This window comes from Cohnella nanjingensis (assembly GCF_014212125.1).
Lineage (GTDB): Bacteria > Bacillota > Bacilli > Paenibacillales > Paenibacillaceae > Cohnella > Cohnella nanjingensis.
Genome location: NZ_JACJVP010000041.1, coordinates 74,787 through 95,410 on the forward strand (window position 1 = coordinate 74,787; position 20,624 = coordinate 95,410).

General features: G+C 58.0%; 22 protein-coding genes and 1 pseudogene. 10 read left to right on the forward strand and 13 right to left on the reverse strand.

The features are described 5' to 3' along the window. The 6 genes from H7C19_RS23660 to H7C19_RS23685 all read right to left on the reverse strand — a co-directional run bounded on the left by H7C19_RS23660 (position 1) and on the right by H7C19_RS23685 (position 4,742). A complete protein-coding gene (locus H7C19_RS23660; protein ID WP_185671542.1) occupies positions 1 to 1,044 on the reverse strand; it encodes a GTPase domain-containing protein in 1,044 nt (347 codons plus the stop codon). A gap of 74 nt (positions 1,045 to 1,118) precedes the next feature. After that, positions 1,119 to 1,925, reverse strand: a complete 807-nt coding sequence (gene speD / locus H7C19_RS23665; protein ID WP_185671543.1) for an adenosylmethionine decarboxylase — start codon at positions 1,923 to 1,925, stop codon at positions 1,119 to 1,121. Positions 1,926 to 2,079: 154 nt separating this feature from the next. Then, positions 2,080 to 3,078: a globin-coupled sensor protein gene (locus tag H7C19_RS23670; RefSeq protein ID WP_185671544.1), complete on the reverse strand. Its 999-nt coding sequence runs from the start codon at positions 3,076 to 3,078 to the stop codon at positions 2,080 to 2,082. A 266-nt stretch (positions 3,079 to 3,344) separates the two neighbouring features. Beyond that, the gene (locus tag H7C19_RS23675) at positions 3,345 to 3,629 is read right to left on the reverse strand and encodes a late competence development ComFB family protein (protein WP_185671545.1); all 285 of its coding nucleotides are present in this window, start codon (positions 3,627 to 3,629) and stop codon (positions 3,345 to 3,347) included. A gap of 80 nt (positions 3,630 to 3,709) precedes the next feature. Beyond that, complete coding sequence (locus H7C19_RS23680; protein WP_185671546.1) at positions 3,710 to 4,210, reverse strand: GNAT family N-acetyltransferase; 501 nt, start codon at positions 4,208 to 4,210, stop codon at positions 3,710 to 3,712. 4 nt (positions 4,211 to 4,214) lie between these two features. Then, positions 4,215 to 4,742, reverse strand: coding sequence for a hypothetical protein (locus tag H7C19_RS23685; protein WP_185671547.1), 528 nt, complete (start codon positions 4,740 to 4,742; stop codon positions 4,215 to 4,217). 86 nt (positions 4,743 to 4,828) lie between these two features. Between H7C19_RS23685 and H7C19_RS23690 the strand changes: the two genes are divergently transcribed. Both H7C19_RS23690 and H7C19_RS23695 read left to right on the forward strand, forming a co-directional pair. Next, on the forward strand, positions 4,829 to 5,110 hold the full coding sequence (locus H7C19_RS23690) for a hypothetical protein (RefSeq protein ID WP_185671548.1): 282 nt from the start codon (positions 4,829 to 4,831) through the stop codon (positions 5,108 to 5,110). Between the two features lie 295 nt (positions 5,111 to 5,405). Beyond that, positions 5,406 to 6,740: an FAD-dependent oxidoreductase gene (locus tag H7C19_RS23695; protein ID WP_185671549.1), complete on the forward strand. Its 1,335-nt coding sequence runs from the start codon at positions 5,406 to 5,408 to the stop codon at positions 6,738 to 6,740. A 374-nt stretch (positions 6,741 to 7,114) separates the two neighbouring features. Here the strand turns inward: H7C19_RS23695 and H7C19_RS23700 are convergent, their stop codons facing one another. Beyond that, a complete protein-coding gene (locus H7C19_RS23700) occupies positions 7,115 to 7,333 on the reverse strand; it encodes a hypothetical protein (protein WP_185671550.1) in 219 nt (72 codons plus the stop codon). A 185-nt stretch (positions 7,334 to 7,518) separates the two neighbouring features. Then, a complete protein-coding gene (locus tag H7C19_RS23705) occupies positions 7,519 to 7,836 on the reverse strand; it encodes a hypothetical protein (RefSeq protein WP_185671551.1) in 318 nt (105 codons plus the stop codon). A 106-nt stretch (positions 7,837 to 7,942) separates the two neighbouring features. Between H7C19_RS23705 and H7C19_RS23710 the strand changes: the two genes are divergently transcribed. Continuing rightward, complete coding sequence (locus tag H7C19_RS23710; protein WP_185671552.1) at positions 7,943 to 8,323, forward strand: BlaI/MecI/CopY family transcriptional regulator; 381 nt, start codon at positions 7,943 to 7,945, stop codon at positions 8,321 to 8,323. A 3-nt stretch (positions 8,324 to 8,326) separates the two neighbouring features. Next, positions 8,327 to 10,093 carry a M56 family metallopeptidase gene (locus H7C19_RS23715; protein WP_185671553.1) on the forward strand — a complete coding sequence of 589 codons (1,767 nt, stop codon included), beginning with the start codon at positions 8,327 to 8,329 and terminating at the stop codon, positions 10,091 to 10,093. 109 nt (positions 10,094 to 10,202) lie between these two features. Here H7C19_RS23715 and H7C19_RS23720 read toward each other — a convergent pair. Continuing rightward, positions 10,203 to 10,826, reverse strand: a pseudogene (locus H7C19_RS23720) (flavodoxin family protein); the annotation flags it as partial. Between the two features lie 33 nt (positions 10,827 to 10,859). Between H7C19_RS23720 and H7C19_RS34960 the strand changes: the two are divergent. Together H7C19_RS34960 and H7C19_RS23725 are read left to right on the forward strand one after the other, a co-directional pair. After that, entirely contained in the window at positions 10,860 to 11,192 is a 333-nt protein-coding gene (locus tag H7C19_RS34960; RefSeq protein WP_246469707.1) for a hypothetical protein, read from the forward strand. 26 nt (positions 11,193 to 11,218) lie between these two features. Beyond that, positions 11,219 to 11,650: an Lrp/AsnC family transcriptional regulator gene (locus H7C19_RS23725; RefSeq protein ID WP_185671555.1), complete on the forward strand. Its 432-nt coding sequence runs from the start codon at positions 11,219 to 11,221 to the stop codon at positions 11,648 to 11,650. Between the two features lie 17 nt (positions 11,651 to 11,667). On the opposite strand, the gene H7C19_RS23730 is transcribed toward H7C19_RS23725, so the two are convergent. Together H7C19_RS23730 and H7C19_RS23735 are read right to left on the reverse strand one after the other, a co-directional pair. Next, the gene (locus tag H7C19_RS23730) at positions 11,668 to 13,917 is read right to left on the reverse strand and encodes a cohesin domain-containing protein (RefSeq protein ID WP_185671556.1); all 2,250 of its coding nucleotides are present in this window, start codon (positions 13,915 to 13,917) and stop codon (positions 11,668 to 11,670) included. A gap of 114 nt (positions 13,918 to 14,031) precedes the next feature. Then, entirely contained in the window at positions 14,032 to 14,517 is a 486-nt protein-coding gene (locus H7C19_RS23735; RefSeq protein WP_313731994.1) for a DinB family protein, read from the reverse strand. Positions 14,518 to 14,641: 124 nt separating this feature from the next. On the opposite strand from H7C19_RS23735, the gene H7C19_RS23740 reads away from it, so the two are divergent. The 4 genes from H7C19_RS23740 to H7C19_RS23755 all read left to right on the forward strand — a co-directional run bounded on the left by H7C19_RS23740 (position 14,642) and on the right by H7C19_RS23755 (position 19,170). After that, positions 14,642 to 15,592, forward strand: a complete 951-nt coding sequence (locus H7C19_RS23740; protein WP_185671558.1) for a helix-turn-helix transcriptional regulator — start codon at positions 14,642 to 14,644, stop codon at positions 15,590 to 15,592. A 125-nt stretch (positions 15,593 to 15,717) separates the two neighbouring features. Then, a complete protein-coding gene (locus H7C19_RS23745; protein ID WP_185671559.1) occupies positions 15,718 to 16,413 on the forward strand; it encodes a response regulator transcription factor in 696 nt (231 codons plus the stop codon). Between the two features lie 244 nt (positions 16,414 to 16,657). Next, on the forward strand, positions 16,658 to 17,530 hold the full coding sequence (locus H7C19_RS23750) for a sensor histidine kinase (RefSeq protein WP_221469438.1): 873 nt from the start codon (positions 16,658 to 16,660) through the stop codon (positions 17,528 to 17,530). A gap of 62 nt (positions 17,531 to 17,592) precedes the next feature. Beyond that, on the forward strand, positions 17,593 to 19,170 hold the full coding sequence (locus H7C19_RS23755; protein WP_185671561.1) for a DUF1349 domain-containing protein: 1,578 nt from the start codon (positions 17,593 to 17,595) through the stop codon (positions 19,168 to 19,170). A 359-nt stretch (positions 19,171 to 19,529) separates the two neighbouring features. Here the strand turns inward: H7C19_RS23755 and H7C19_RS23760 are convergent, their stop codons facing one another. Both H7C19_RS23760 and H7C19_RS23765 read right to left on the reverse strand, forming a co-directional pair. Next, entirely contained in the window at positions 19,530 to 20,147 is a 618-nt protein-coding gene (locus tag H7C19_RS23760) for an NADPH-dependent F420 reductase (protein WP_185671562.1), read from the reverse strand. A 58-nt stretch (positions 20,148 to 20,205) separates the two neighbouring features. After that, a complete protein-coding gene (locus tag H7C19_RS23765; RefSeq protein WP_185671563.1) occupies positions 20,206 to 20,601 on the reverse strand; it encodes a MerR family transcriptional regulator in 396 nt (131 codons plus the stop codon). Between the last annotated feature and the right edge of the window lie 23 nt (positions 20,602 to 20,624).

The following is a 20,624-nucleotide window of genomic DNA, read 5'->3' on the forward strand; positions in this document are numbered from 1 at the left end:
TTACGGCTGCTCCGCAATGCCCAGCTCGGCGGCCAGGATCCGCTCCGCCAGCTCATGGCAATCGTTCAGATAGGACTTCCCCGCCGCCAGCGTCAAGCCGAAGCCCGCCGCCGCCGCGACCGCCTGGCCGATGAACGGTACGAAGCGCCCGATCTGAACCGAGGCGCCCTTGCCCGCGAACCGCTTGAGCAGCAGCGCGATCCCTTCCTTGGTCGAGTAATCGAGCACCCGCTTGCCCAGCGGCAGCAGCGAAGGAATCAGCTTGTTCACCTTCTCGTCGGTCAATCCGTAGGCGCTCCGGACGTCCGCGAACAGCTTGAACATGATCGAGATGTCGACGCCCACGTTCACGCCGGGGATCGGGTTCAGGCCGTTCGCCGCGGCGAGTCCCGCATACTTGTAGACGGCCTTCTCGCAAGCCGCCCGCTTCGCCTCGAGATGCGCCATGCTGAAGGCTTTGGCCGATCGCGCGTACTTCTCCCGCTTGGCCGGGTCGAGCGCCGCGTAGATGGCGTCCACCAACTCCGCCAGTCCCCCGCGCGTCCGGCAGCTCACGAAGTGGACGGGCTCCTCCGAGCCGACCTGCCGGTGCACGTCCGCCGCGATCTCGGCCTCCAGCTCTTCCTGCGTCTTGCCGTCCTCCCACAGATCGTCTCGTTTGTTCCGCACGAACAGGCAGATCCGGCCTTTCTCGCGCAGCTCCTTGAAGAACTTCGAATCCGCCTCGTGGAACTTGCCCGAGAACACGCAGAGGAACAGATCCAGCTCCTCCGGCTTGAACTGCTCCATCCATTGGTTCGGCGGGAACCGCGTCGTGCCGTATCCGGGCAGGTCGACCAGCAGCAGCTCGTCATGGGCGATGACTTGCGCCTCCGTCGTCATATCCGTGGACGCTCCCGTCTTGACGACGGGCTGTCCGACGATCTGATTGATGAGCGACGACTTGCCCGCGCCCGGCTGGCCGAACAGGGCGATCTTCAATTTGTCCCGCTGCTCGTTCTCGATATCTTGACGCAGCTGGGCCGCTTCCTCGCGCAGGCTCATAATCCGTACCCCTTTCCGCTCTACTAGCGGTATACGTATGGGAAGGCCGGGACGATGCAGCGGATGCGCCCGGCTTACCGAATATTTTTCCCGTAGAAGATCTCGTCCATCTCCACCTTCAGCCGATCCGTGATGTCTTCCTGCTCGCGGATGCTCAGCTTGTCCTTCGTATAGCCGAAGAGGTAGTTGTTCAGATCGAACTCCCGCAGCTTGCACTTGGTATGGAAAATGTGCTCCTGGTACACGTTAACGTCGATCATGTCGTAGGCGTCGATGACGGCGTCGGGAATGTAATTCTGGATCGAATTGATGTCGTGATCGATGAATAGCTTGTAGCCGTTGATGTCCCGCGTGAAGCCTCGAACCCGGTAGTCGATCGTCATGATATCGGTATCGAACGAGTGGATGAGATAATTGAGCGCCTTCAGCGGCGAGATCTCCCCGCAGGTCGAGACGTCGATGTCCGCCCGGAACGTGCTGATGCCTTCTTTGGGATGGTACTCCGGGTAAGTGTGCACGGTAATATGGCTCTTGTCGAGCTGGAGGACGACGTTGTCCGGAAAAGGACCCGGCGACTCGTCGTACGACTCCGTCGGCACTTCGACGATCGGCCCCTCCGAGACGAGCAAGGTGACGCTAGCCCCCTGCGGCACGTAATCCTGCTTCGCGGTATTCAAGACGTGCGCGCCGATGATGTCGGCTACCGCATTCAATATTTTGGTCAAGCGGTCCGAGTTGTACTGCTCGTCGATATAAGCGATGTAGGCCTCTCGTTCTTCCTTCGTCTTGGTGAAGCAGATATCGTACATATTAAAGCTCAGAGATTTGGTCAGGTTGTTGAACCCGTGTAGCGTCACGCGCTGTTCCGGCGTCAAGGCCATGAGAATCCCTCCATTCTTCCCTCATATTACCCTACCTCGCCGGGAACGATTCCGAATCGCGGTATGGCGAGTCGGCCCCCAGCGTCAAAAAAAGCCCAACCGCACGTCGGCGGTCAGGCTCGAAAGGAATATAGGGCGGTTAGGCGCCGGGACGTTATTGAATCCGCTCCAGATCGTGCGTGACCGACTCGATCATGTTCACGAACGAGGTCAGCTCCTGCGAGCTGGCCGCCTGCTCGCGCGCCAGTCGCGAGGTTAGCTCCGAATCCTGCATCACTTCGCCGAGCACGGACGAGATCTCGTTCAAGCGGGCTTTGATCACTTTGAGCGAGTCCTTCGAATGCGTCGCCAGCTTGCGAATCTCGTTGGCTACAACGCCGAAGCCGCTGCCGAACTCGCCCGCGTGCGCCGCTTCGATCGCGGCGTTCAGGCCGAGCAGGTGGGACTGGTCCGACACCTCTTGGAGCAGCGTCCCCACGCTCGCGATCTCGCCGATCTTGGCCCGCAGCAGATCGACCTTGTCGTGCGCCTGCTCCTGCAGCTCGGCCGTCTGATTCGCCGTCTCCGAGACCGACTGGCTGCTCCCGCTGAGCTGCACCATCATCGCCGCGAGCTCCTGCACGGCCTTGCTCACCTTGGCCAGCGTCTCTTGGCGCTCTTCGGACAGGCGCTCGATCTTCCGCTTCTCGTCGCGCTCGTAAGCTTCGAGCACCAACTGCGAGTCCAGGTTGAACATCTTGGACAGCGCGAGCACGATGCTCATCCATTCGTCCGGCGCGACGCGCTTGAAGTTCTGGACGGCGATGTCCAGATAACGCATGTATGTACCCAGGTACCAGTTCGTCGTCAGTCCGATGCGGGAGTGCATGCTCCCGACGTGCAGCCGCTTCTCGATAAAGTCCATATCGATCTTGCCTTCGACCATCGTCATGAAGTACCAGCGCTGCGTCTCCTTCAGTCGCTCGATCGTGCTATGCTCCCCGATGATGCGCGAAAGCTCCGGCTGCTCGGTGATATGCGCGTACAGCTGGTCGACGACGATGTCGGTGACCGCTTCGAAGTGCGCGGCCTGCCGCTTCAGGTAGGACAGATCTTCCTCGGTTAGGCCGATGTATTGCAGTTGTTTGAGTCTTGCTTCGTCTACTCGAATCATTTGCGGATCCCCCACGAAGTGATAGATGCTTTCTTCCACTTTACACCAAGAACCGCCTTAAATCGACATCAAAAATAACCGGGACTAAACGGCCTTGCCGTCTACCGGTCGCGGAGAAGCGCTTCGTCGCCATCCAGGGCGGCTTGCGATCGTCTAATTGCAGGGGAGATCGAGTAAGGGGCGGAGGGAGCCGATGATGCGAAATCACAAATAACCTCCCGGCGGCCGGGAGGCTCGAATTCTTTTCGAATAACCGGGAGAGGCGCTTAGTGGTTGGGATTGTCCTCGACCACTTGCAAGGCCCGCGTCAGCTCTTGGATCACATCCGATTGCAGCTGCGTATTCATGAACAACGCCTTGATATAGGCTTCTCCGGCTTGCGTGGACGTATAGTGGGGTTGGAGATGATTCAACGTCAGCACGACGATATCCAGCCTGCACTTCTCGCAATCGCACTTCAGCGTGCGGTTCGTCAGAATGTGCTCCTTGAACGTATTGATGACGATAGGCTCCATGACGTTCAGTACGGATGCCGCGCGGGACAGTTCCATAGAATTCTCCTTCGGGTCGTTGGCGAAATTTACCTCAAGGATAGCATAGACGCTCGCGGGAAGTCAGCAGGTCTAACGGTCTACTCCCTTGGTCCGATCCCGCTCGCGAGCGCCGGTTCGTCTTCGCGAAGAGACATCACCCGCTCGTCTCCCCAGATCTGGCCGGTCCTGCGGAAGCCGAATCGCGCGTACAGCCGTTCTGCCGCCGCGTTGTCGAGATGGACGGTGAGCCGGATCTCCCGGCACGCGGGAGCGCGCTCGCGGATGAACGCGATCATCCGGTCCATCGCGGCCGTCCCGTACCCTCGCCTCTGGTGCGCGGCATCGATAAGGAAGCCGTTGATCCAGTAGCTGTCCGAGGTGCCCGGCTCGAAGGCGTGCATCACGAAGCCGACCATCGTCTCGCCCGCATAGACGGCAAAAGGAAGATACTCCACGCGCTCGCCGTCCGGCTTGATATAGACCTTCGCGAGCGACACGGCCACGCTGGGCACGAACGCCTGCTGGTCCTCGGATCCCTTCAACGCGATCGCTTCCAGCCAGTTGTCCCGGGTAACCGGTCTCAACGCGATATCCGCCATGTGCCTATACCTCCCCGATATCTTCTTGCAGACGCTCAAGCGTCCGCAGCGCATGATCGACCAGGTCGGACAGATCCTCCATCTGGTCCTCGTTAATCTTCCGGTCGAATGGGAGCTCGGCCGCGACGCGGTAGCGGGGACGAGGCTGTCCATAGTCGAAGCTGAGCCTTAGCCTAGGCGACAGCGCCGCTCCCCAGACCTCCTGTACGATGCTCGCGATGCTCGAACATGCCGGCTCGATGTCGTCGGTCTCCAGATGGAAGCTGACGCGCAGCGCGCACGCGGGCGGCTCGCCCGGCATCTCCAGAATCTCCGCCGCGAGATCCCGGAGCGTCGCCTCTAGGCCGATCCGCGCCATGATCGCCGGGCGCTCGGCGAGATGGAACCGGATGGCGAAGGTTCGCGACAGGACGGACATCTCGAGCCGGTCGGTCCGGTCCGCGACGCGTACGCGGCCGTCCAGATTGTCCAAGTCGTAGATCAGATTCTCAAGGGCGACCTTGAGGTTGTCGTATACGGTGGGGTCGAACATGCTTGCAGCTCACCTTTCCTTAGATCGTGCTATCATCATACCGGGTTTGGGGTAAAGAACGCTATAGCGAAAGGAGTGGTTGACCGATGACCGAAAAATACAGCCAGCCCGACAACCTGCCGATGCACGCCCTGAAACCGCCGGACGTAACGCCGCCGAGCACGCCGGAGGTCACGCCGCCCACCTCCCCTGAGATTCAGCCCGTGCAGCCGCGTCCGGAGATCGCGCCGCCGCCTTCGCCCGGGATCCGGCCCGAGCAGCCGCGTCCGGAGATCGTGCCGGACCCGATCCCGGAGATCAAGCCCGAGGAGGTTCCGGAGATCCATCCCGAGATTCCGCCGGAAGCGCCGCCCGGACAGCCGCTTTGATCGGGAAGCCCCTCGCACGGCAGGCCATGCGGCGCCATGTGCCTGCTTTTTGCTGTTTCCGCCGGGGCAGACCGTCTCGAGGCGGCCGTTGTTGACCCTTTTTCCATTCCCTCAAAACATATTGTGATTTTTTTCACGAAATCTATTGCCTTTTCCTTCCCTTCCGCATATGATAAGAGCAACACAAGATTGTGAATTAAATCACAACTTAAACTGCGCGGCCATCTCCGCTCCCGCTTCCTTTGGCGCAGTATAATGTGAAATGATTCACAACATGGATAGGGAGGGTTCTCTCATGAAAGTCGTAGTCATCGGATGCACGCACGCCGGCACCGCCGCCATCACGCAGATGGCCAAGCTCTACCACGACGCGGAGATCACCGTTTATGAACGCAATGACAATATCTCGTTCCTGTCGTGCGGCATCGCGCTGCATGTCGGCGGCGTGGTGCAGGACGCCGGGCAGCTGTTCTACGCCAATCCGCAGACGCTCGCCGATCTGGGCGTCGTCACCCGGATGCGGCATGAAGTTCTCTCGGTCGATACGGTCTACAAGACGGTGACCGTGCGCGATTTGGCGACCGGCGAGACGCGCGAGGATACGTACGACAAGCTCGTGATCACGACGGGTTCGTGGCCGATCATCCCGCAGATGGCGGGCATGGATCTCGAGAACGTGCTGCTGTGCAAGAACTATGCCCATGCGCAGACGATCATTCAGAAGGCCGCGCACGCCAAGCGCATCGCCGTCGTCGGCGCCGGCTACATCGGCGTGGAGCTCGTCGAGGCATTCGAGCAGCTCGGCAAGCAGGTCACCCTGATCGACAGCACGCCCCGGGTACTGTTCAAGTACTTGGACGAGGCGTACACGGCGCTCGTCGAAGAAGCGCTGCGCGCTCGCGGCGTCGAGCTGGCGCTGGGCCAAGGGGTGACGGCCTTCGAGGGCGAAGCGGGCAAGGTGACGAAGGTCGTCACGACCGCCGGCGAGCACGAGGCCGATCTGGTCATCCTGTGCATCGGCTTCCGTCCGAACACGGATCTCTTGAAGGGCCAGGTGCTCATGCTCCCGAACGGCGCGATCGTCGTCGACGAATATATGCGCACGAGCTGCCCGGACGTCTATGCCGCCGGCGACAGCTGCGCCATCCGGTACAATCCGACCGGCAAGCCCGCCTACATCCCCCTCGCCACCAACGCCGTGCGGATGGGCACGCTGGTCGCGCGCAACCTGATCGAGCCGACGACGAAGTATTTGGGGACGCAGGGCACGTCGGGCCTCAAGCTGTTCGACCTGAACATCGCTTCGACCGGCATGACCGAGCAAGCCGCGCTGGATGCGGGCTTGAATGTGAAAAGTATCACAATAGAGGACAACTTCCGTCCCGAGTTCATGCCGACCTATGATAAGGCGCTGCTCAAAGTCGTCTATGAAGCGGACGGCGGCCGAATCCTCGGCGCGCAGGTGCTGTCGAAGGCCGACCTCACGCAGTCGATCAATACGCTGTCGGTCTGTATCCAGAACCGCATGACGATGGAGGAGCTGGGGTTCGTCGACTTCTTCTTCCAGCCGCACTACAACAAGCCTTGGAATCTGCTGAATCAAGCAGGCCTGCAAGCTTATCAAGCCTAAGCAAAAGCCAGCTCCCGATTCGCCAGGGGCTGGCTTGCAGCGCGCTTTATGTCGCATAAGCGTGGAAAATTGATTCGCCGCATCGCCCTGATTCGCCTGCATGTGGCCGATTTGCCCAAAGAGGGAGTTTTTGACTTCCCTCTTTCGCTCGTATGATGCTGATACGCCCTAAGAATGTGCATAAAGACTACCTAAATCGGCGGTTGGCGGGCGAGTTGCACGAAAGAGAGTAAATAANNGGGGAAATGTGCGAAAGAGAGCAATTAGTTTACCTACATTGGCGGTTGGCGTGATGTGGGCGAAAGAGGGCGTTTTAACTTCCCTCATTCGCCCGCACCACGCGCACGTCCGTACGCGATCCAACCGCCCTACCTTTACACGCCCGTGCGTCTCTTTTGGTTGTTCGGCTTTTTGTTGATCTGGTTTTGCATCTTTTTCGTATCGGTGCTGTAGTGGTCTTGATTCCCCTTGCCGCCAGCCTGCGCTTGTTTCTTTTGCGCGAGCTTCAGCTTCATCGCTTCGGCCAGGCTGATCTTCTTCGGCTCGCCGGCCGCCTCCGTCTCCGCGCGCTGCGGATGCAACTCTTCCGTCATCTTGATCACCTCATACAGAATTACCCCATCTTGGTGCCGCACGCCCCTACTTATACTTTCTGATCCGTTGAAAAAGACCGGCGCGGGGCCGTCCGTACGGAACCCTACACCAGTCATATCAGATGTGCGATTGAAATGTCAAATGACCCGATTCGATCCGATAGCCGACGAAGCGGCCGTGCTCGTCAATAAGGCCTTCTACGGGTGAACAACCAACCGCCAGCCAGGAATACGAGGCTCAGGATCAACGTGATACCGAAGCCTTGAAGCAAGGAGTCGTTGAAGAGCAGCTTGCCGAATCCCTCCGCCACATGCGGCCGGAATACGGGGAGCGCGGTGCCCAACGGAATCGCCGCGATCAGCACGACCCATAGGAGCCAGCCCACTGCATGCCGAAGCCCGGAGAACAGCAGGGTAAGTAGGCTGAACAGCAGCATGTAGACGCCGAATTGATAGAGGAACATCCCGGCGAACCCGAACCGATCCCAATGGAAAATCTCCAAAATGTTGAACGTGTCAACCCAACTTCAAAAATAGCGTTGACTTCTTGTGATTACAAATGTAATCTAGATTCAGGATTACAAATGTGATCAAGAGAGGTGCCGCCTCATGACATCCGAGATCCCTCGCATCTCCGATGCAGAATGGGAAGTGATGAAGGTGCTCTGGTCTTCGCCTGTTCCCCTTGCGGCCAGCGAGGTCGTCCAGACGTTGGAGCACAGCAAAGCTTGGAACCCGAAGACGGTGAGGACGCTCATCAACCGTCTGGTCGAGAAGCAGGCGCTGGGCTTCGATCCGGACGGCCGAACGTATCGCTACTATCCGCTGGCGAAGGAGGAGGATTGCGTCCGCTCCGAGACTTCGTCCTTGCTCAAGCGGATCTACGGCGGCGCGATGAAACCGATGCTCGTCAACTTCTTGAAAGACGAACGGCTGTCAAAGGAGGATATCGCGGAATTGCAAGCCATCCTGGAGCAAAGGAAGGAGTAGCCGATGCGCTTCCCATGGCCTTCGCTGTTTCACGCGGTCTGGACGACTTCCCTCATGGCATGCGTGCTGATCGGCTTGATTCTGGCGATCAGGCTGCTGCTCCGGGATCGCATGCAGCCTCGGTGGACATACCTGCTTTGGACGCTCGTGCTTCTTCGGCTAGTGCTGCCTTGGACCCCCGAGAGCGCCTTCAGCGTCTTCAATCTATGGACCCCCGCGCATCCCGAGGCGTCTCCCGAACCGCGGGACACGATGGATCGGGCGACTGGACAGTCGCCGGCCGTCGTCTTTCGGCTCTCGGAGGATTCTCCACTTGCCTTCGAATCTCCCAGCGTACAGCCGAACCGTCCCGCCCTGCAGGAGGCTCCATTTCGCAGCCCCCTTGTCGATGCGCTCTCTTGGGCGTGGTTGCTCGGCGCGCTTAGTGCAGCCGGTATTATGATCGGAGCTCATCTGCGATTTGTCAGACGTCTAAGGGACGAGCCCCTTATCTCCGATTCCCGCGTGAATTCGCTCTTCCGGCAGTGCCAAGCGAAGATGAACGTTCGGCGCAAAGTGACGCTGACCGAGACCGGCCTTGTCTCGAGTCCGGCGCTTACCGGCCTTTTCCGCCCCCGACTGCTGATGCCTCCAGATGTATTGAGGATATTGGACGATCGCGAGCTCCAGTTTGTTTTCCTCCATGAGCTCTCGCATCTGCGAAGGCGCGATCTCTTCATGAACGCGGCGATGCATGCCTTGCTGGCCTTGCACTGGTTCAATCCCCTGGTCTGGTACGCCTATCGCCGGATGCGGGAAGACCAAGAGCTCGCATGCGATGCGCTGACGCTGACATCTCTTCGGCCTGCGGATTCGCACGCTTACGGGATGACGATCTTGAAACTGCTGGCAGCCTTGTCAGGCCAGTCTCGGTTCATGCATGCTGCCGGAATCGCGGGAAGCCGGCAAGCCTATCGAAGGAGGATGATCCTGATTCGAACGCACCGGCCGAACACCTATAAACGCACTTTGTTAGGACTGTCCGTCCTGCTGCTGGTCGGCGGCTGCGGACTGACAAATGCCAAGGAGAACGCAGTTTGGGGTAGCGGAAAGGGGAACGTGCCGTCCGACGTCGCACAGGTAGCGGTCTCCGACGGGAGCACGCAAGAGGAGCTTGCTTCCGAGAAGGGCGTAAAGCTATATGCGAGCCGTTCGGAGGAAGGCGAGGTGACGGGGATTGCCCTACGGACCGGCGAGATCGCCAAAACGTTTGCCTGGCCCAATCTGATCGATCAAGGGTACAAGCCCAGCCTCTATGTCGCGGATGTAGACGGCGACGAACGCGAGGAGATTGTCGTCATCCTAAAGACGACAAACAGCCAGGGCATCTACCATCGGGAAGAGATTCACGTATTGAATCGGGAGGATTTGACCGAGGCAGCCATCGCGGACCCTGTTGGCGCGGTCGATCGGTTCGTCACGACTACCATTGCGCTCCAGGACGGGCAAGTTGAAGTTCGAGCCAATTGGGATGACAGTCGCATCAAGAAAACATACGCCGAGTCGTATTCGATGGCCTGGAACTCATTCAGCGTCGGATTCGGCAATATCGTGAACTACACCGTAACCGGCAATGTGATCCGCGCAGGCGTATCCGGTTCGCTGGGCAGCTTCGCCAATGGGACGACATCCTATGACTTCCACCCGCTGACGGCGATCGCAACCTATGGCCCGAATCTCCAAGTGAAGAACGTCGAACTATTAAACGACGGCGGCTGGACCGAGACGTAGCATCTTGTTGCTTGATTGCGAGTAAAAATGAGGCGATTCCCTTGGTCTAATCGACCTAGAGAATCGCCTCTTGCCGTTGGTTCGCTCAGCCATAGAACGCCGAATGCGGCTAATCGCCCTGCGGCCAGGCGCTCCCGCTCCGCGGCGTGTCGAGGCGGTAGTCGGTGTAGCGTCGCGCGAAGAACTCGCGGCCCAGCCGTTCGGCATCCGCCGCGGGGAAGCCGGGGTCCCGCGCGACCTCGCCCCGGCGATTGCCGACGCCGCGCACGAACCCGACGAACTCGGAATGCGTGTAGCGGGCGTACTCCTGCACCTGATGCACGATGCCGAGCGAAGCGCCCGGGTACGTCTCTTCGGAGGCGAGGGCGAGGCCGATCCGCTTGCCGGTCATCCCGCGGATGACTTGCTCCGAGTCCGGATAGGAAGCCGCATAATAGCAAAAGGTGCGATCGAACCAAGCCTTCGTCTGCGCGGATAGACCGTACCAATAGACGGGAGAGCAGAACACGACCCCTTGGGCGGGCAGAAAGTCTTCCAGGAACAACGTCCGAAAGCGGTCCTCGATGCCGCACTCGCCATTCGGCAGACGGCAGGTGCGGCAGTCGCGAAGAAATCCGGCAATATAGTCGTCCAGGAAGCGCAGCTTCACCTGCGCGCCCCCTTCCGCCGCTCCCCGCCTCACGGCATCCGCCAGCGACGCGGAGTTGCCGTCCCGGCGCGGGCTGCCCACAAGGACGAGAAGTTGCGGCTGTTGTTGGTGTTCGTGATGGTTCTGCTGCTGTGGGTGTTCGTGATGGTTCTGCTGCTGTTGGTGTTCGTGATGGTTCTGCTGCTGTTGGTGTTCGTGATGATTCTGCTGCTGTTGGTGTTCGTGATGGTTCTGCTGCTGTGGGTGTTGGTGATGATTCTGCTGCTGTTGGTGTTCGTGATGGTTCTGCTGCTGTTGCAGACGCTGCTGTTGCTGTTGTTCGGTCATGCGGTTCATCCCCCATCTTCTGCGATGGGACTAATTTTACGCGAACGCGGCCTCCCCATACATCGCATATGGAAGGAAAAAGGCGTGTCTGAAATGCATTTGCAAGTTATATTTAGCATATGACTTTGAAAATCAAGGAGCGATGCAGAATGGATCCGATCGATCAGAAAATATTGCTGCTGCTGCAAGAGCAAGGACGAATCTCGATGGCCGAACTCGGCCGTTCGGTCGCCCTCTCCCAACCCGCGGCTACGGAGAGAGTCCGCCGGCTCGAGGACAGCGGCGCCATCGCGAGATACCGCGCCGAGGTCTCCCCGGCCGCGGTCGGGAAGCCGATCGTCGCTTTCCTGCTGTTCCGCGCCCATGCTTGCGATGCGTTCGCCGCCTTCTGCCGCGCCTCTCCCCACGTCGCGGAATGCCACCGGATCAGCGGGGAGTACAACTACCTGCTCAAAGTCGCATCCGCCTCCATGGCGGCGCTCGAAGCCTTCGAGAACGAATGCGACAAATACGGGAGCTCGACCACGCTCATCGTCCTCTCGACGACGGTGGCGCACAAGCCGATCCTGCCCGAGGGCTGAATCGACGGTTCGTCCGCTTATCTGCCGCTATGAACGATGCTCGCGATCGCCGCTACGTCCCACGCATCGATCCTGCCGTTGTGATTCATATCCGCGTATTTCACGTGCTCCCACTTCGGACTGCTCGAACGGATACCCAGCGCCGCTACGGCGATCCAGAGATCGTTCGCCGTGATCTTCCCGTCTCCGTCCACGTCGCCGTCCCGCTGCGGCACGATCGCCGCCCGGAACGACGCGACGGCTTTGTCTAGCACGATGGCGGCCTGATCCACCTGCGACTGGGTGGCCGAAGCGTCATCCGCCGCAGCCTGCGCTAGACGGATCGCCGATTGCAAGGCGGCCTTGGCGCCGCGGGGCGCCTGTCCGACCTTGGTGCCCTCCCGCGTGGCATCATACAGCGCCTGGGCGACTGAAATCTTGCCGAACAGCGCCGAACGGTCGACGGCATGCAGCTTGGCGCTATACGACACGGGCGGCGCGATCCGCTGCCCCTGGCTGGTCGTCGCCCACGCGTCCAACGTGATCGCGGCAGCCGCTCCGTCGGGAACGTCGCTCTTCACGCGATAGCGCAGGCGCAGTACCGGACCGCTGACGTAAGCGGGATCGTAGCTGGACAACGACAGATTCAGCAGTCCCTCCGTACTCTGGTCTTGTTGGGTGACGTTCACCCCCGCCTGCAGCGTCCGCGCCGATTCGAAGACGAGCTTGGCGGCGTCGTACTGAACGCGGAGACCTTGCTCGTAGACCTCCAGCGTATTGCCCGTCAGCCCGTAATCGACCTCCAACGCGCCGTCGGCGTTGACATCGTCAGGACCGGTCAATGCAGCTTGCACCTGCTTCAGGTTGATATTGCGGATCGTCATCGTCGCCGTCTGCGTCTGTCCGTTCGCGTCAGTCGCTTCCAGCGTCACGAGCGTATCCTCGCCGGCCGGGAAGTCGGCGAGCAGGAAGTTCGTATCCCAGACGAGCCTGCAGTCGAAGCGATCGAAGCAGAATTGCTTGTCATGCGACAACTCGGCGGTCTTGCCATTATACGTCGCCGTTACCTTCCGAATCGGATCCACAGACGTAACCAGGAAGTACATGTTCACGTCCTGGTCCAGCTGGAAGACCTGATCCAGCGTCCTTGGATACCCATAGATGTAATAATCGAACGTGATCGGATCCCGGAGCACAATCGCGTCCCGGAACGCCTGAACCGCCGCGGCGAGCGCGACGGAAGCCAGATTCACTTGGGGCTGCGTCGCTTGGAGATCGTCCGCGATCGCCTGCGCTTGATCGATGGCCGTCTGCAGGATGGCCTTCTGGCCCGCCGGCACTTGTCCCGCATGATTGCCTTCGGCCGTCGCGTCATGCAACTGCTGCGCGGCAGCGATGAGGTTCAGCAGCGCCGACTTGCCCACGTTGCGGAACACGGCGTTGAACGATACCTGTGGCGAGAGCAAAGTCCCGCCGCTGGTCGTCGCCCAGGCGTCGAGCGCCATCGCGGCGGCGGTCCCGTCGGGGACCTCGTCCTTGGCGCGGAAGCGAAGGCGAAGCACCGGCCCTTGTACATAGTCGGGATTGTAGCTCGACAACGTCAGGTTCAGCAGACCTTCCGTACCGTTGTCTTGCTGGGTGATATCCGTCCCCGCCTGGAGCGTCTCCGCGGATTGGAATTCGAACTTCGAAGCGTCATACGCGAGCCTGAGGCTCTGCTCATAGATGTTCAGCGATTGATGGACGACGCCATAGTCGAGCGCGAAGGGTTCCCCGGCTTGAAGCGTCTCCGGGCCCGTGAGCGCCACCTGCAGCTGCTTGAGATTGATATTGCGGACGGTCATCGTCGCCGTCTGCGTCCGTCCGTTCGCATCGGTCGCTTCGAGCGTTACGAGCGTGTCCTCGCTGGCGGGAAAGTCGTCGATGCGGAGGTCCGTGTCCCAGACCGGACGGCAGTCGAAGCGATCGAAGCAGAATTGCTTGCCGTTGGAAAGTTGGGCAACCTTGCCGTTGTAAGAGGCCGTTACTTGCCGGATGGGATCCGTGGAAGTGACTAGGAAGTACAAGTTCACGTCCTGGTCCATCTGGAAGACCTGGTCCAGCGTTCTGGGATAGCCGTAGATGTAGTAATCGAAGCTGATCGGAGATGTAGAGGTCTCCGCCGCCGCCGAGGGAGACGAAGGGACTGAAGGCGTCGAGGGACCGGATTCCTCCGCGTATACCGCGAGAGGCGACAGCAGCAGCAAACTCGCGACGAGGCTTAGGAGCCTAACGACTGTTCCGCGCAAACCGTTTTACCTCCTTTATGTTGGATACGTTTTGTATCTACCCCCTTAATATAGCACAGGAAATGGAAAAGAAGCGGAATTTCTCCCGCTTCTTTTTGGACTTGCCGTTCGAATCTATTCCGCGCTGTACAGATCGAACATGTTGATCGCGTAGCCCAACTGCTTCATGTAATTGAACAGCTGCGCGCGGTGATGCTGGACGTGGGTGACGATCTCGATCAACCACTTGGCTTGCACGGCGTCATGCTCCAGATAGAAGGGCTTCGTCGACTTCCGCAGGAAGTCCTCGTCGGAGAGCCCGGTCATATACCGCTCCACTTCGCGCATGCCGGACATCATCCGGTCGCCCAGCTTGTCCGGGTCGGTATCGGCCGCAATCTCGGCCTCCAGTCGGCGGATCTCCGGCTCGCTCTTCTCCTGCAGGATCAACAGGTCCACGGACGGGATCGACGCCAGGTGATGCACCAGCTCTTGCAGCGAGCGCATGTTGTCCCGCGGTCTGTAGTCCGCATCCGCCGGGGAGATCCTTCCGATGAGGCGGACGGACGTCTTCACGAGCAGCGTCAGTTCTTCGAACAGCAATCCTCTCAATTCGTTCACGGCTTGCACACGCAACACTCCATTTCATCGCGAATAGAATAGGTTCTTCTGGGCTTCGAACTCATCGTAACCTATAATAGTGACAAAGCTTGTCATAATCGCGCCAAAAAGGAGGCCTTCGCCGATGTCCAAGTCGAAGCGGCTCTTGGAACTGATGATGACCGTCAACCGCAAACGCAAATTCACGGTAAAGGAGCTCGCCCGCGAATTCGGCGTGTCCTCGCGGACGATCCTGCGAGACCTGCAGGAGCTCGGCGAGATCGGCGTCCCCCTGTACTCGGAGGTAGGCCCGCACGGCGGTTATCAGGTGCTGAACGAACGCGTCCTGCCGCCGATCGCCTTCACGGAGGAGGAAGCCGTCGCTTTATTCTTCGCGAGCCATGCTCTGCGCCACTATGCCGACCTGCCTTTCGAGACGGAATCCTCGGCAGCCCTCAGCAAGTTCTACCACTACATGCCCGGAGACGTGCGGGATCGCATCGACCGGATGAAGAACCGCGTAGACTTCATCGCGCCGACGAGACTGCAGAAGTCTCCGCACCTGTCCGTCCTGCTGGACGGGGCCGTGCGGCAGCGCGTCGTCCGCATCGCCTACGAATCCGGCGGGAGCACCTCCGACCGGCTCATTCAGCCGGTCGGCATCTTCGCGAACAGCGGTCTCTGGTACTGTCCCGCCTACTGCTTCCTTCGAAGCGGCTATCGCTTGTTCCGATGCGACCGCATCCACGCGGCGGAGTTCGACCCCAGCGCCGTCCCGCTTAATCTCGGCGACGTGGATCTGGGCAACTGGGAAGACCACCGGGATGAGCCGCTGAAGTACGTCTACCTCCGCGCGGAGCTCACCCGGGAAGGCGTCCAGCGCTGCGAGGCGGAGCTGTGGCATTCGCCCAAGGCGCACGTCCGGGAGGACGGCAGCGGCTGGCTGGCCGGACACGTCCCCGAGCGGGACATCGGCTTCTTCGCCAAACTGTTCGTCGGGTGGGGACTGGACGTGACGGTACATGAACCGCCGGCTGTCGTGGAGCGCATGAAGCGGCAGCTGGATGAGATCAAGGCCCGCTATCCGGATACCTAGTCTTCGTTGCGGCCTCTGGCGCTGCTAAGGCTACGGTCGCCGTGTTGCCTTAACCGTGTTGCCTTAAATTTAACCGTCATTTTACTTTTCATGGTATATAATGACATGGTAAAGGCGGTGGTAGCATGAAAATTTTAGTTGTCGAGGATGAAATGTCCATGCAAAAAGCGCTATGTAATGGACTGAGAAAATATGGCTACGCTGTTGATCCCGCCAACGATGGAGAGCTGGCTTTGGAGCTCATCGAAATAAATCCATATGATGCGGTGGTGCTTGACTTAAATTTACCTAAGATTGACGGTATTGAAGTTCTCAAGGAAATTCGAAAAACAAAATGGGAGCTAAAGGTGCTGATTTTATCGGCAAGAGCTGAGGTCGAGGACAAAATTACCGGACTCGACATCGGAGCGAATGATTATATATCAAAGCCGTTTCATTTCAAAGAGCTTGAAGCACGCATTCGTGCACTGCTCCGTAGGCAGTTTATTCAAAAGGAAACGGTTCCTTCACATGGCGATGTAAAAATCGACACTGCCTTCAAGTGCGTCTTTGTGAATGAGCAGAAGGTTGAGTTAACTAGAAAGGAATATGCCATTCTGGAATACTTATTCATGAATAAAGACAGGATTGTGAGTTCAGAAGAGCTGATTGAGCATATTTGGAACAGCGAAGCGGACCTGTTTTCTAACTCGATCAAAGTACATATCAATTCTCTGAAAAAGAAGCTTGCAGAATATATCGGCAACAAGGAACTGATTAAAAACACGAGAGGGGTTGGGTATTCTCTCAGAAAAGAGTATGCTGATGAAATTATTAAATAAGATACCCTTACGGATAAGGCTTACGATTCTGACCGCGCTTGTTCTTTCGGTCGTCTGCATAATCCTGACGCTTTCTTCCGTTTTTACAGCACATCATATTTATTCCGTACACATGATGGATCAAGATCTCAATGTTAATTCGCAGTTGGAATCATCCGTAAATAAATCGCCAGATCTAAATTTAAGTATGCTACCCCGTGCGGATGGAACGAACGAACATTTCGCTAGGGTCAGCATTATCTACATGCTTATCATGATTATAGTTGGAACGGGTACCTCCTATTTCATAGCTGGTAAAGCATTGAAGCCGGTGGCCAAGCTGAGCAAAAGCATAGAAAATATCGACGAAAGTAAAATGTTTCAGCGGCTTGAAGATTTTGATACGAATGATGAAGTTGCCAGGCTAGCCGTCTCCTTTAACCATATGGTATCGAGATTGGAAAAAGCGTTTAATCATCAAAAACAGTTTGCCGCTAATGCCGCTCATGAGCTCAGAACGCCGCTTGCCGGTATCATCACGAATATTGAGGTCCTGCAGTTGGACGAAAATCCCACTATCCAGGAATATAAACAGGTACTGGAAGATACCTTTGCAAATGCCCAGAGGCTGAGTGCTTTAGTCTATGATCTGTTGAAGATGAACAGCGCGTCCAGTTCTGATCATTTTGAAATCTTTGATATAAAAGAAATGTTTGATGAAATTATATTGGCTTTAGCGGAAAGCAGTAACGTTAAAAACGTCCGCATAGAAAACAACATCACGGACATTATGTTTTTGGGAGAGAAGGCGCTTCTGCAAAGGGCCTTCTTTAATCTTGTTCAGAACGCAGTGAAATACAATGGAATGAACGGTGAAGTTCTGATTTCGGCAGCCCTGAAGGATGATTTTGCGATTGTTTATATCGAGGATACCGGAATGGGCATTCCGGAGGATGAACTGGAAAATATCTTTGAACCGTTTTATCGCGTGGATTCCTCCCGTTCAAGGGAATTGGGAGGCAGCGGGCTTGGGCTTTCTATCGTAAAAACCATCATTGAAAAACACAATGGGAAAATTCTTATTGAAAGCGAAATTGGCGTTTTTTCAAAAGTGATAGTCGAACTGCCGAAAAATTAACCGTCATTTAACCTTGAGTAAGATATCTTAATTTTACTATCAAACTCAAGGGAGGTTCTAACATGACTTCAACTAACACAAAAAATACAGAGACTGACGGTTTCGCGCGAATATTGCGTGCGGAGTGGATTAAATTCCGGGCAGCCCGCGGCTTGATGATCGGCATGGTGGTCGCGTTGATGCTAACCACGCTGTTCGGTCTGCTCATCGCAAATACAAGTTCGAGAGGGGGCGGCTCTCCCCGGAATCTGTTGGGGCCGGATGGAGAAGCGGTGACCGATAAATTCTACTTCGTGCACCAGCCGCTGACGGGAGACGGCAGCATTACCGTACGCGTGACCTCGCTGACCGGCATGATCACTTACCCCCCGCCCAACCACGACCAAATTGTCCCCGGCGTCGTGCCGTGGGCGAAGGCCGGGATTATCATCAAGGACAGTACCAGACAGGGATCGGCTTATGCGGCGATGATGGTCACCGGCAGCCACGGCGTTCGGATGCAGTACAACTTCATCCATGACACAGCCGGTCACCTGGACGGCGTGTCAACGGAATCCCCGCGCTGGCTGAGGCTGACCCGCTCCGATGACACGATCACCGGCTACGAGTCGACGGACGGCACGCAGTGGACCAAGGTTGGCATGGCTCGTCTGGCCGGACTGCCAGCTAAGGTGGAGATCGGGCTCTTCGTCAACTCTCCGGGCAATGTGACTTTGTCTGAAGGAAAAAGGCGCTTCACCAATTCCACCGCTGTATTTGATCGTCTCGAGCTGCAGGGTGTGGATCCCGGCGTTGCATGGAGCCATGACGATATTGGCATCGTGTCGACAACTGGGCCCGAGAGCGGCCGTCCAGGTTTACCGGCAAGCGGGGTCAAGGAGTCCGGCGGCACATTCACCGTGACCGGATCCGGCGACATCGCACCGCTCGGTGCTGAGGGGAGCTGGCCCATTGAGCGCTCTCTGATCGGAGTGTTAGCAGGGATGATAGCAGTGATCGTTGTGGCGACCCGTTTTGTCACCGCCGAATACGGGCGGGACATGATCCGCGACACTCAGCTCGCGACTCCCCGGCGGGACCGGGTGCTGGCTGCGAAGTCTATCGTGATCGGGACGGTTACATTTGTTGCCGGGCTGGCTGCGGCCATCGTCGTGATCCCGATTAGCAGGCAAATCCTGCTTTCAAACGGCATTCACATTCTCCCGGTAACTCTATTCACCGAGTTGCGCGTCATATTCGGAACCGCGGCGCTCCTTGCCGTCGCTGCCGTTTTCGCTCTCGCGCTTGCTGCTTTGTTCCAGCGTAGCGTCGTGGCGGTGACTGCCAGCATCGCGGCAATCGTCCTCACCTACATCCTTGCCAACTTCTTGCCCCTGGGCATGTCGCAGTGGTTGCTGCGTCTCACCCCAGCCGCTGGGTTCGCGATTCAGCAGAGCATCCCGGAGTACCCGCAGGTGATCGGACTCTACGTGCCGCAGGCCGGTTACTACCCGCTCGCACCGTGGGCTGGCTTCGCCGTGCTCTGCGGCTATGCTGCACTAGCTCTCGGTTTGGCTGTCTTCCGGCTGCAGCCATCGACGAAACTGGCAGAGACAGGATGCGAAATGAACGATACTGCGCCCCGAAGCAGACATCATTGACTAACGTTGAGAAAACGGCAGCCATTTGACCGGCTGCCGTTCTTCGCGTTTCATTGAGCTTTCGTGTCCTGTTAGTCTAATCCTCCACACCTCTTTTTAGTGATTTTGGAATGACAAATTGGGAAGAGGTCGGACGACAAAAACCTGTCCGATTTTGTCCGCAGAAAAGAATTATGTTGCCCATTTCAACACTTTTGCATTGATCGGCATTGTTATTATTACAGTTATTATTGTAGCCATTGAGAAGATGTAACTCGCCCACGTTATGAAGCCGCTCAAATAGTGGCGTTTCGCCGCAACAAAAACGGACCGCCGCAACCGGACGATCGCGGCGGTCCGTTTTGCCACACGGCCCCTGTTTAAGACGACTGCGCTTCTTCCCTTCGCAGCACCCGGATCGCGTAGTCGCGGCCGAACCGCGGCGAGAGCGCGGTCCAGAACGAAAAGAGCGCCTTCTCGATCTCGGCCATCGCTTCCGCACCACCCGTGTCCACCATATCGAATCCGGCTTCTGCGCCCAGCAGGAAGACGGTTTGCTTGGCTTCTTCGTCCTCGCCGTTTATGAAGAGCGTGGCGTTCGCCACGCCGAACCGCGGGTTCGCGAGCGCCTCCCACGTCGACGTATGGAACGCCCGCACGACGCGTGCGCCGTTCGCGAACCTCCGCACTTCCGCGTCCGCCGAACGCCCGTCGAACAAAATCGTCGCATTGACGACGATTTTCCGCCGCAGGTCTCCCGCCTCCTCCAGCACGCGCTCGATTTCCGTGCCGGGAACGGCCAATACGACGACTTCGCCGAAAGCGGTCGCTTTCTTGACGGACGCCGCCGCGGCGTTCGGGCCGATCGACTCGAGCAGCGCACGCATCCGTTCGCTTTGCGGATCCCGCGAACCGAATGTCACCAGGTGACCTTTCGCCGCCCATGCTTTCCCCAACGTTCCGCCGATGTGTCCCGACCCGATTATAGCAATGTTCATGCTCGCATCTCCTCTGCAAGGGTTCTTGGAGGCTCGAACGCCGGAACTATCGAAAAGTTTACGGCGTCCCGTCCAACAGTTCGTTGTACAGTCGAATGTTGTTTTTCGTCCGATCGATCAGCTCGTCGAGTTCGCGACGCTGCGTCTCCATCCGGACCAAGTTGTCCGTCAGCAGGACGATTCGATCCCGGAGAACGGCTTCGTCTCCGTCGTGCATCGACGAGCGTTCGGTCACACAGCGTTTCGTGCTCGTGAACGTCTTGATTTCTTCCAAAGACAATCCCAGCCGTTTCAAACATTTCAGTCCGGACAGCAATCGGAGATCGTCGTCGCTAAACACGCGCGCGCCGCCCGGCCGTTTGCGCTGCGGCTTGAGCAGCCCGATTTTCTCGTAATACCTGAGCGTATCGTGTCCGAACCCCGTCATCTCTACGACTTGACCGATCGTGTACAACGAGCGCACCTCCCTTCATTCCG

Bases quoted from the DNA above. Each gene is read 5' to 3' on its own strand.
- H7C19_RS23660 (WP_185671542.1), bottom strand. From the start codon at position 1,044: ATGAGCCTGCGCGAGGAAGCGGCCCAGCTGCGTCAAGATATCGAGAAC.
- speD (WP_185671543.1), bottom strand. From the start codon at position 1,925: ATGGCCTTGACGCCGGAACAGCGCGTGACGCTACACGGGTTCAACAAC.
- H7C19_RS23670 (WP_185671544.1), bottom strand. From the start codon at position 3,078: ATGATTCGAGTAGACGAAGCAAGACTCAAACAACTGCAATACATCGGC.
- H7C19_RS23675 (WP_185671545.1), bottom strand. From the start codon at position 3,629: ATGGAACTGTCCCGCGCGGCATCCGTACTGAACGTCATGGAGCCTATC.
- H7C19_RS23680 (WP_185671546.1), bottom strand. From the start codon at position 4,210: ATGGCGGATATCGCGTTGAGACCGGTTACCCGGGACAACTGGCTGGAA.
- H7C19_RS23685 (WP_185671547.1), bottom strand. From the start codon at position 4,742: ATGTTCGACCCCACCGTATACGACAACCTCAAGGTCGCCCTTGAGAAT.
- H7C19_RS23690 (WP_185671548.1), top strand. From the start codon at position 4,829: ATGACCGAAAAATACAGCCAGCCCGACAACCTGCCGATGCACGCCCTG.
- H7C19_RS23695 (WP_185671549.1), top strand. From the start codon at position 5,406: ATGAAAGTCGTAGTCATCGGATGCACGCACGCCGGCACCGCCGCCATC.
- H7C19_RS23700 (WP_185671550.1), bottom strand. From the start codon at position 7,333: ATGACGGAAGAGTTGCATCCGCAGCGCGCGGAGACGGAGGCGGCCGGC.
- H7C19_RS23710 (WP_185671552.1), top strand. From the start codon at position 7,943: ATGACATCCGAGATCCCTCGCATCTCCGATGCAGAATGGGAAGTGATG.
- H7C19_RS23715 (WP_185671553.1), top strand. From the start codon at position 8,327: ATGCGCTTCCCATGGCCTTCGCTGTTTCACGCGGTCTGGACGACTTCC.
- H7C19_RS34960 (WP_246469707.1), top strand. From the start codon at position 10,860: ATGGTTCTGCTGCTGTGGGTGTTCGTGATGGTTCTGCTGCTGTTGGTG.
- H7C19_RS23725 (WP_185671555.1), top strand. From the start codon at position 11,219: ATGGATCCGATCGATCAGAAAATATTGCTGCTGCTGCAAGAGCAAGGA.
- H7C19_RS23740 (WP_185671558.1), top strand. From the start codon at position 14,642: ATGTCCAAGTCGAAGCGGCTCTTGGAACTGATGATGACCGTCAACCGC.
- H7C19_RS23745 (WP_185671559.1), top strand. From the start codon at position 15,718: ATGAAAATTTTAGTTGTCGAGGATGAAATGTCCATGCAAAAAGCGCTA.
- H7C19_RS23750 (WP_221469438.1), top strand. From the start codon at position 16,658: ATGCTTATCATGATTATAGTTGGAACGGGTACCTCCTATTTCATAGCT.
- H7C19_RS23755 (WP_185671561.1), top strand. From the start codon at position 17,593: ATGACTTCAACTAACACAAAAAATACAGAGACTGACGGTTTCGCGCGA.
- H7C19_RS23760 (WP_185671562.1), bottom strand. From the start codon at position 20,147: ATGAACATTGCTATAATCGGGTCGGGACACATCGGCGGAACGTTGGGG.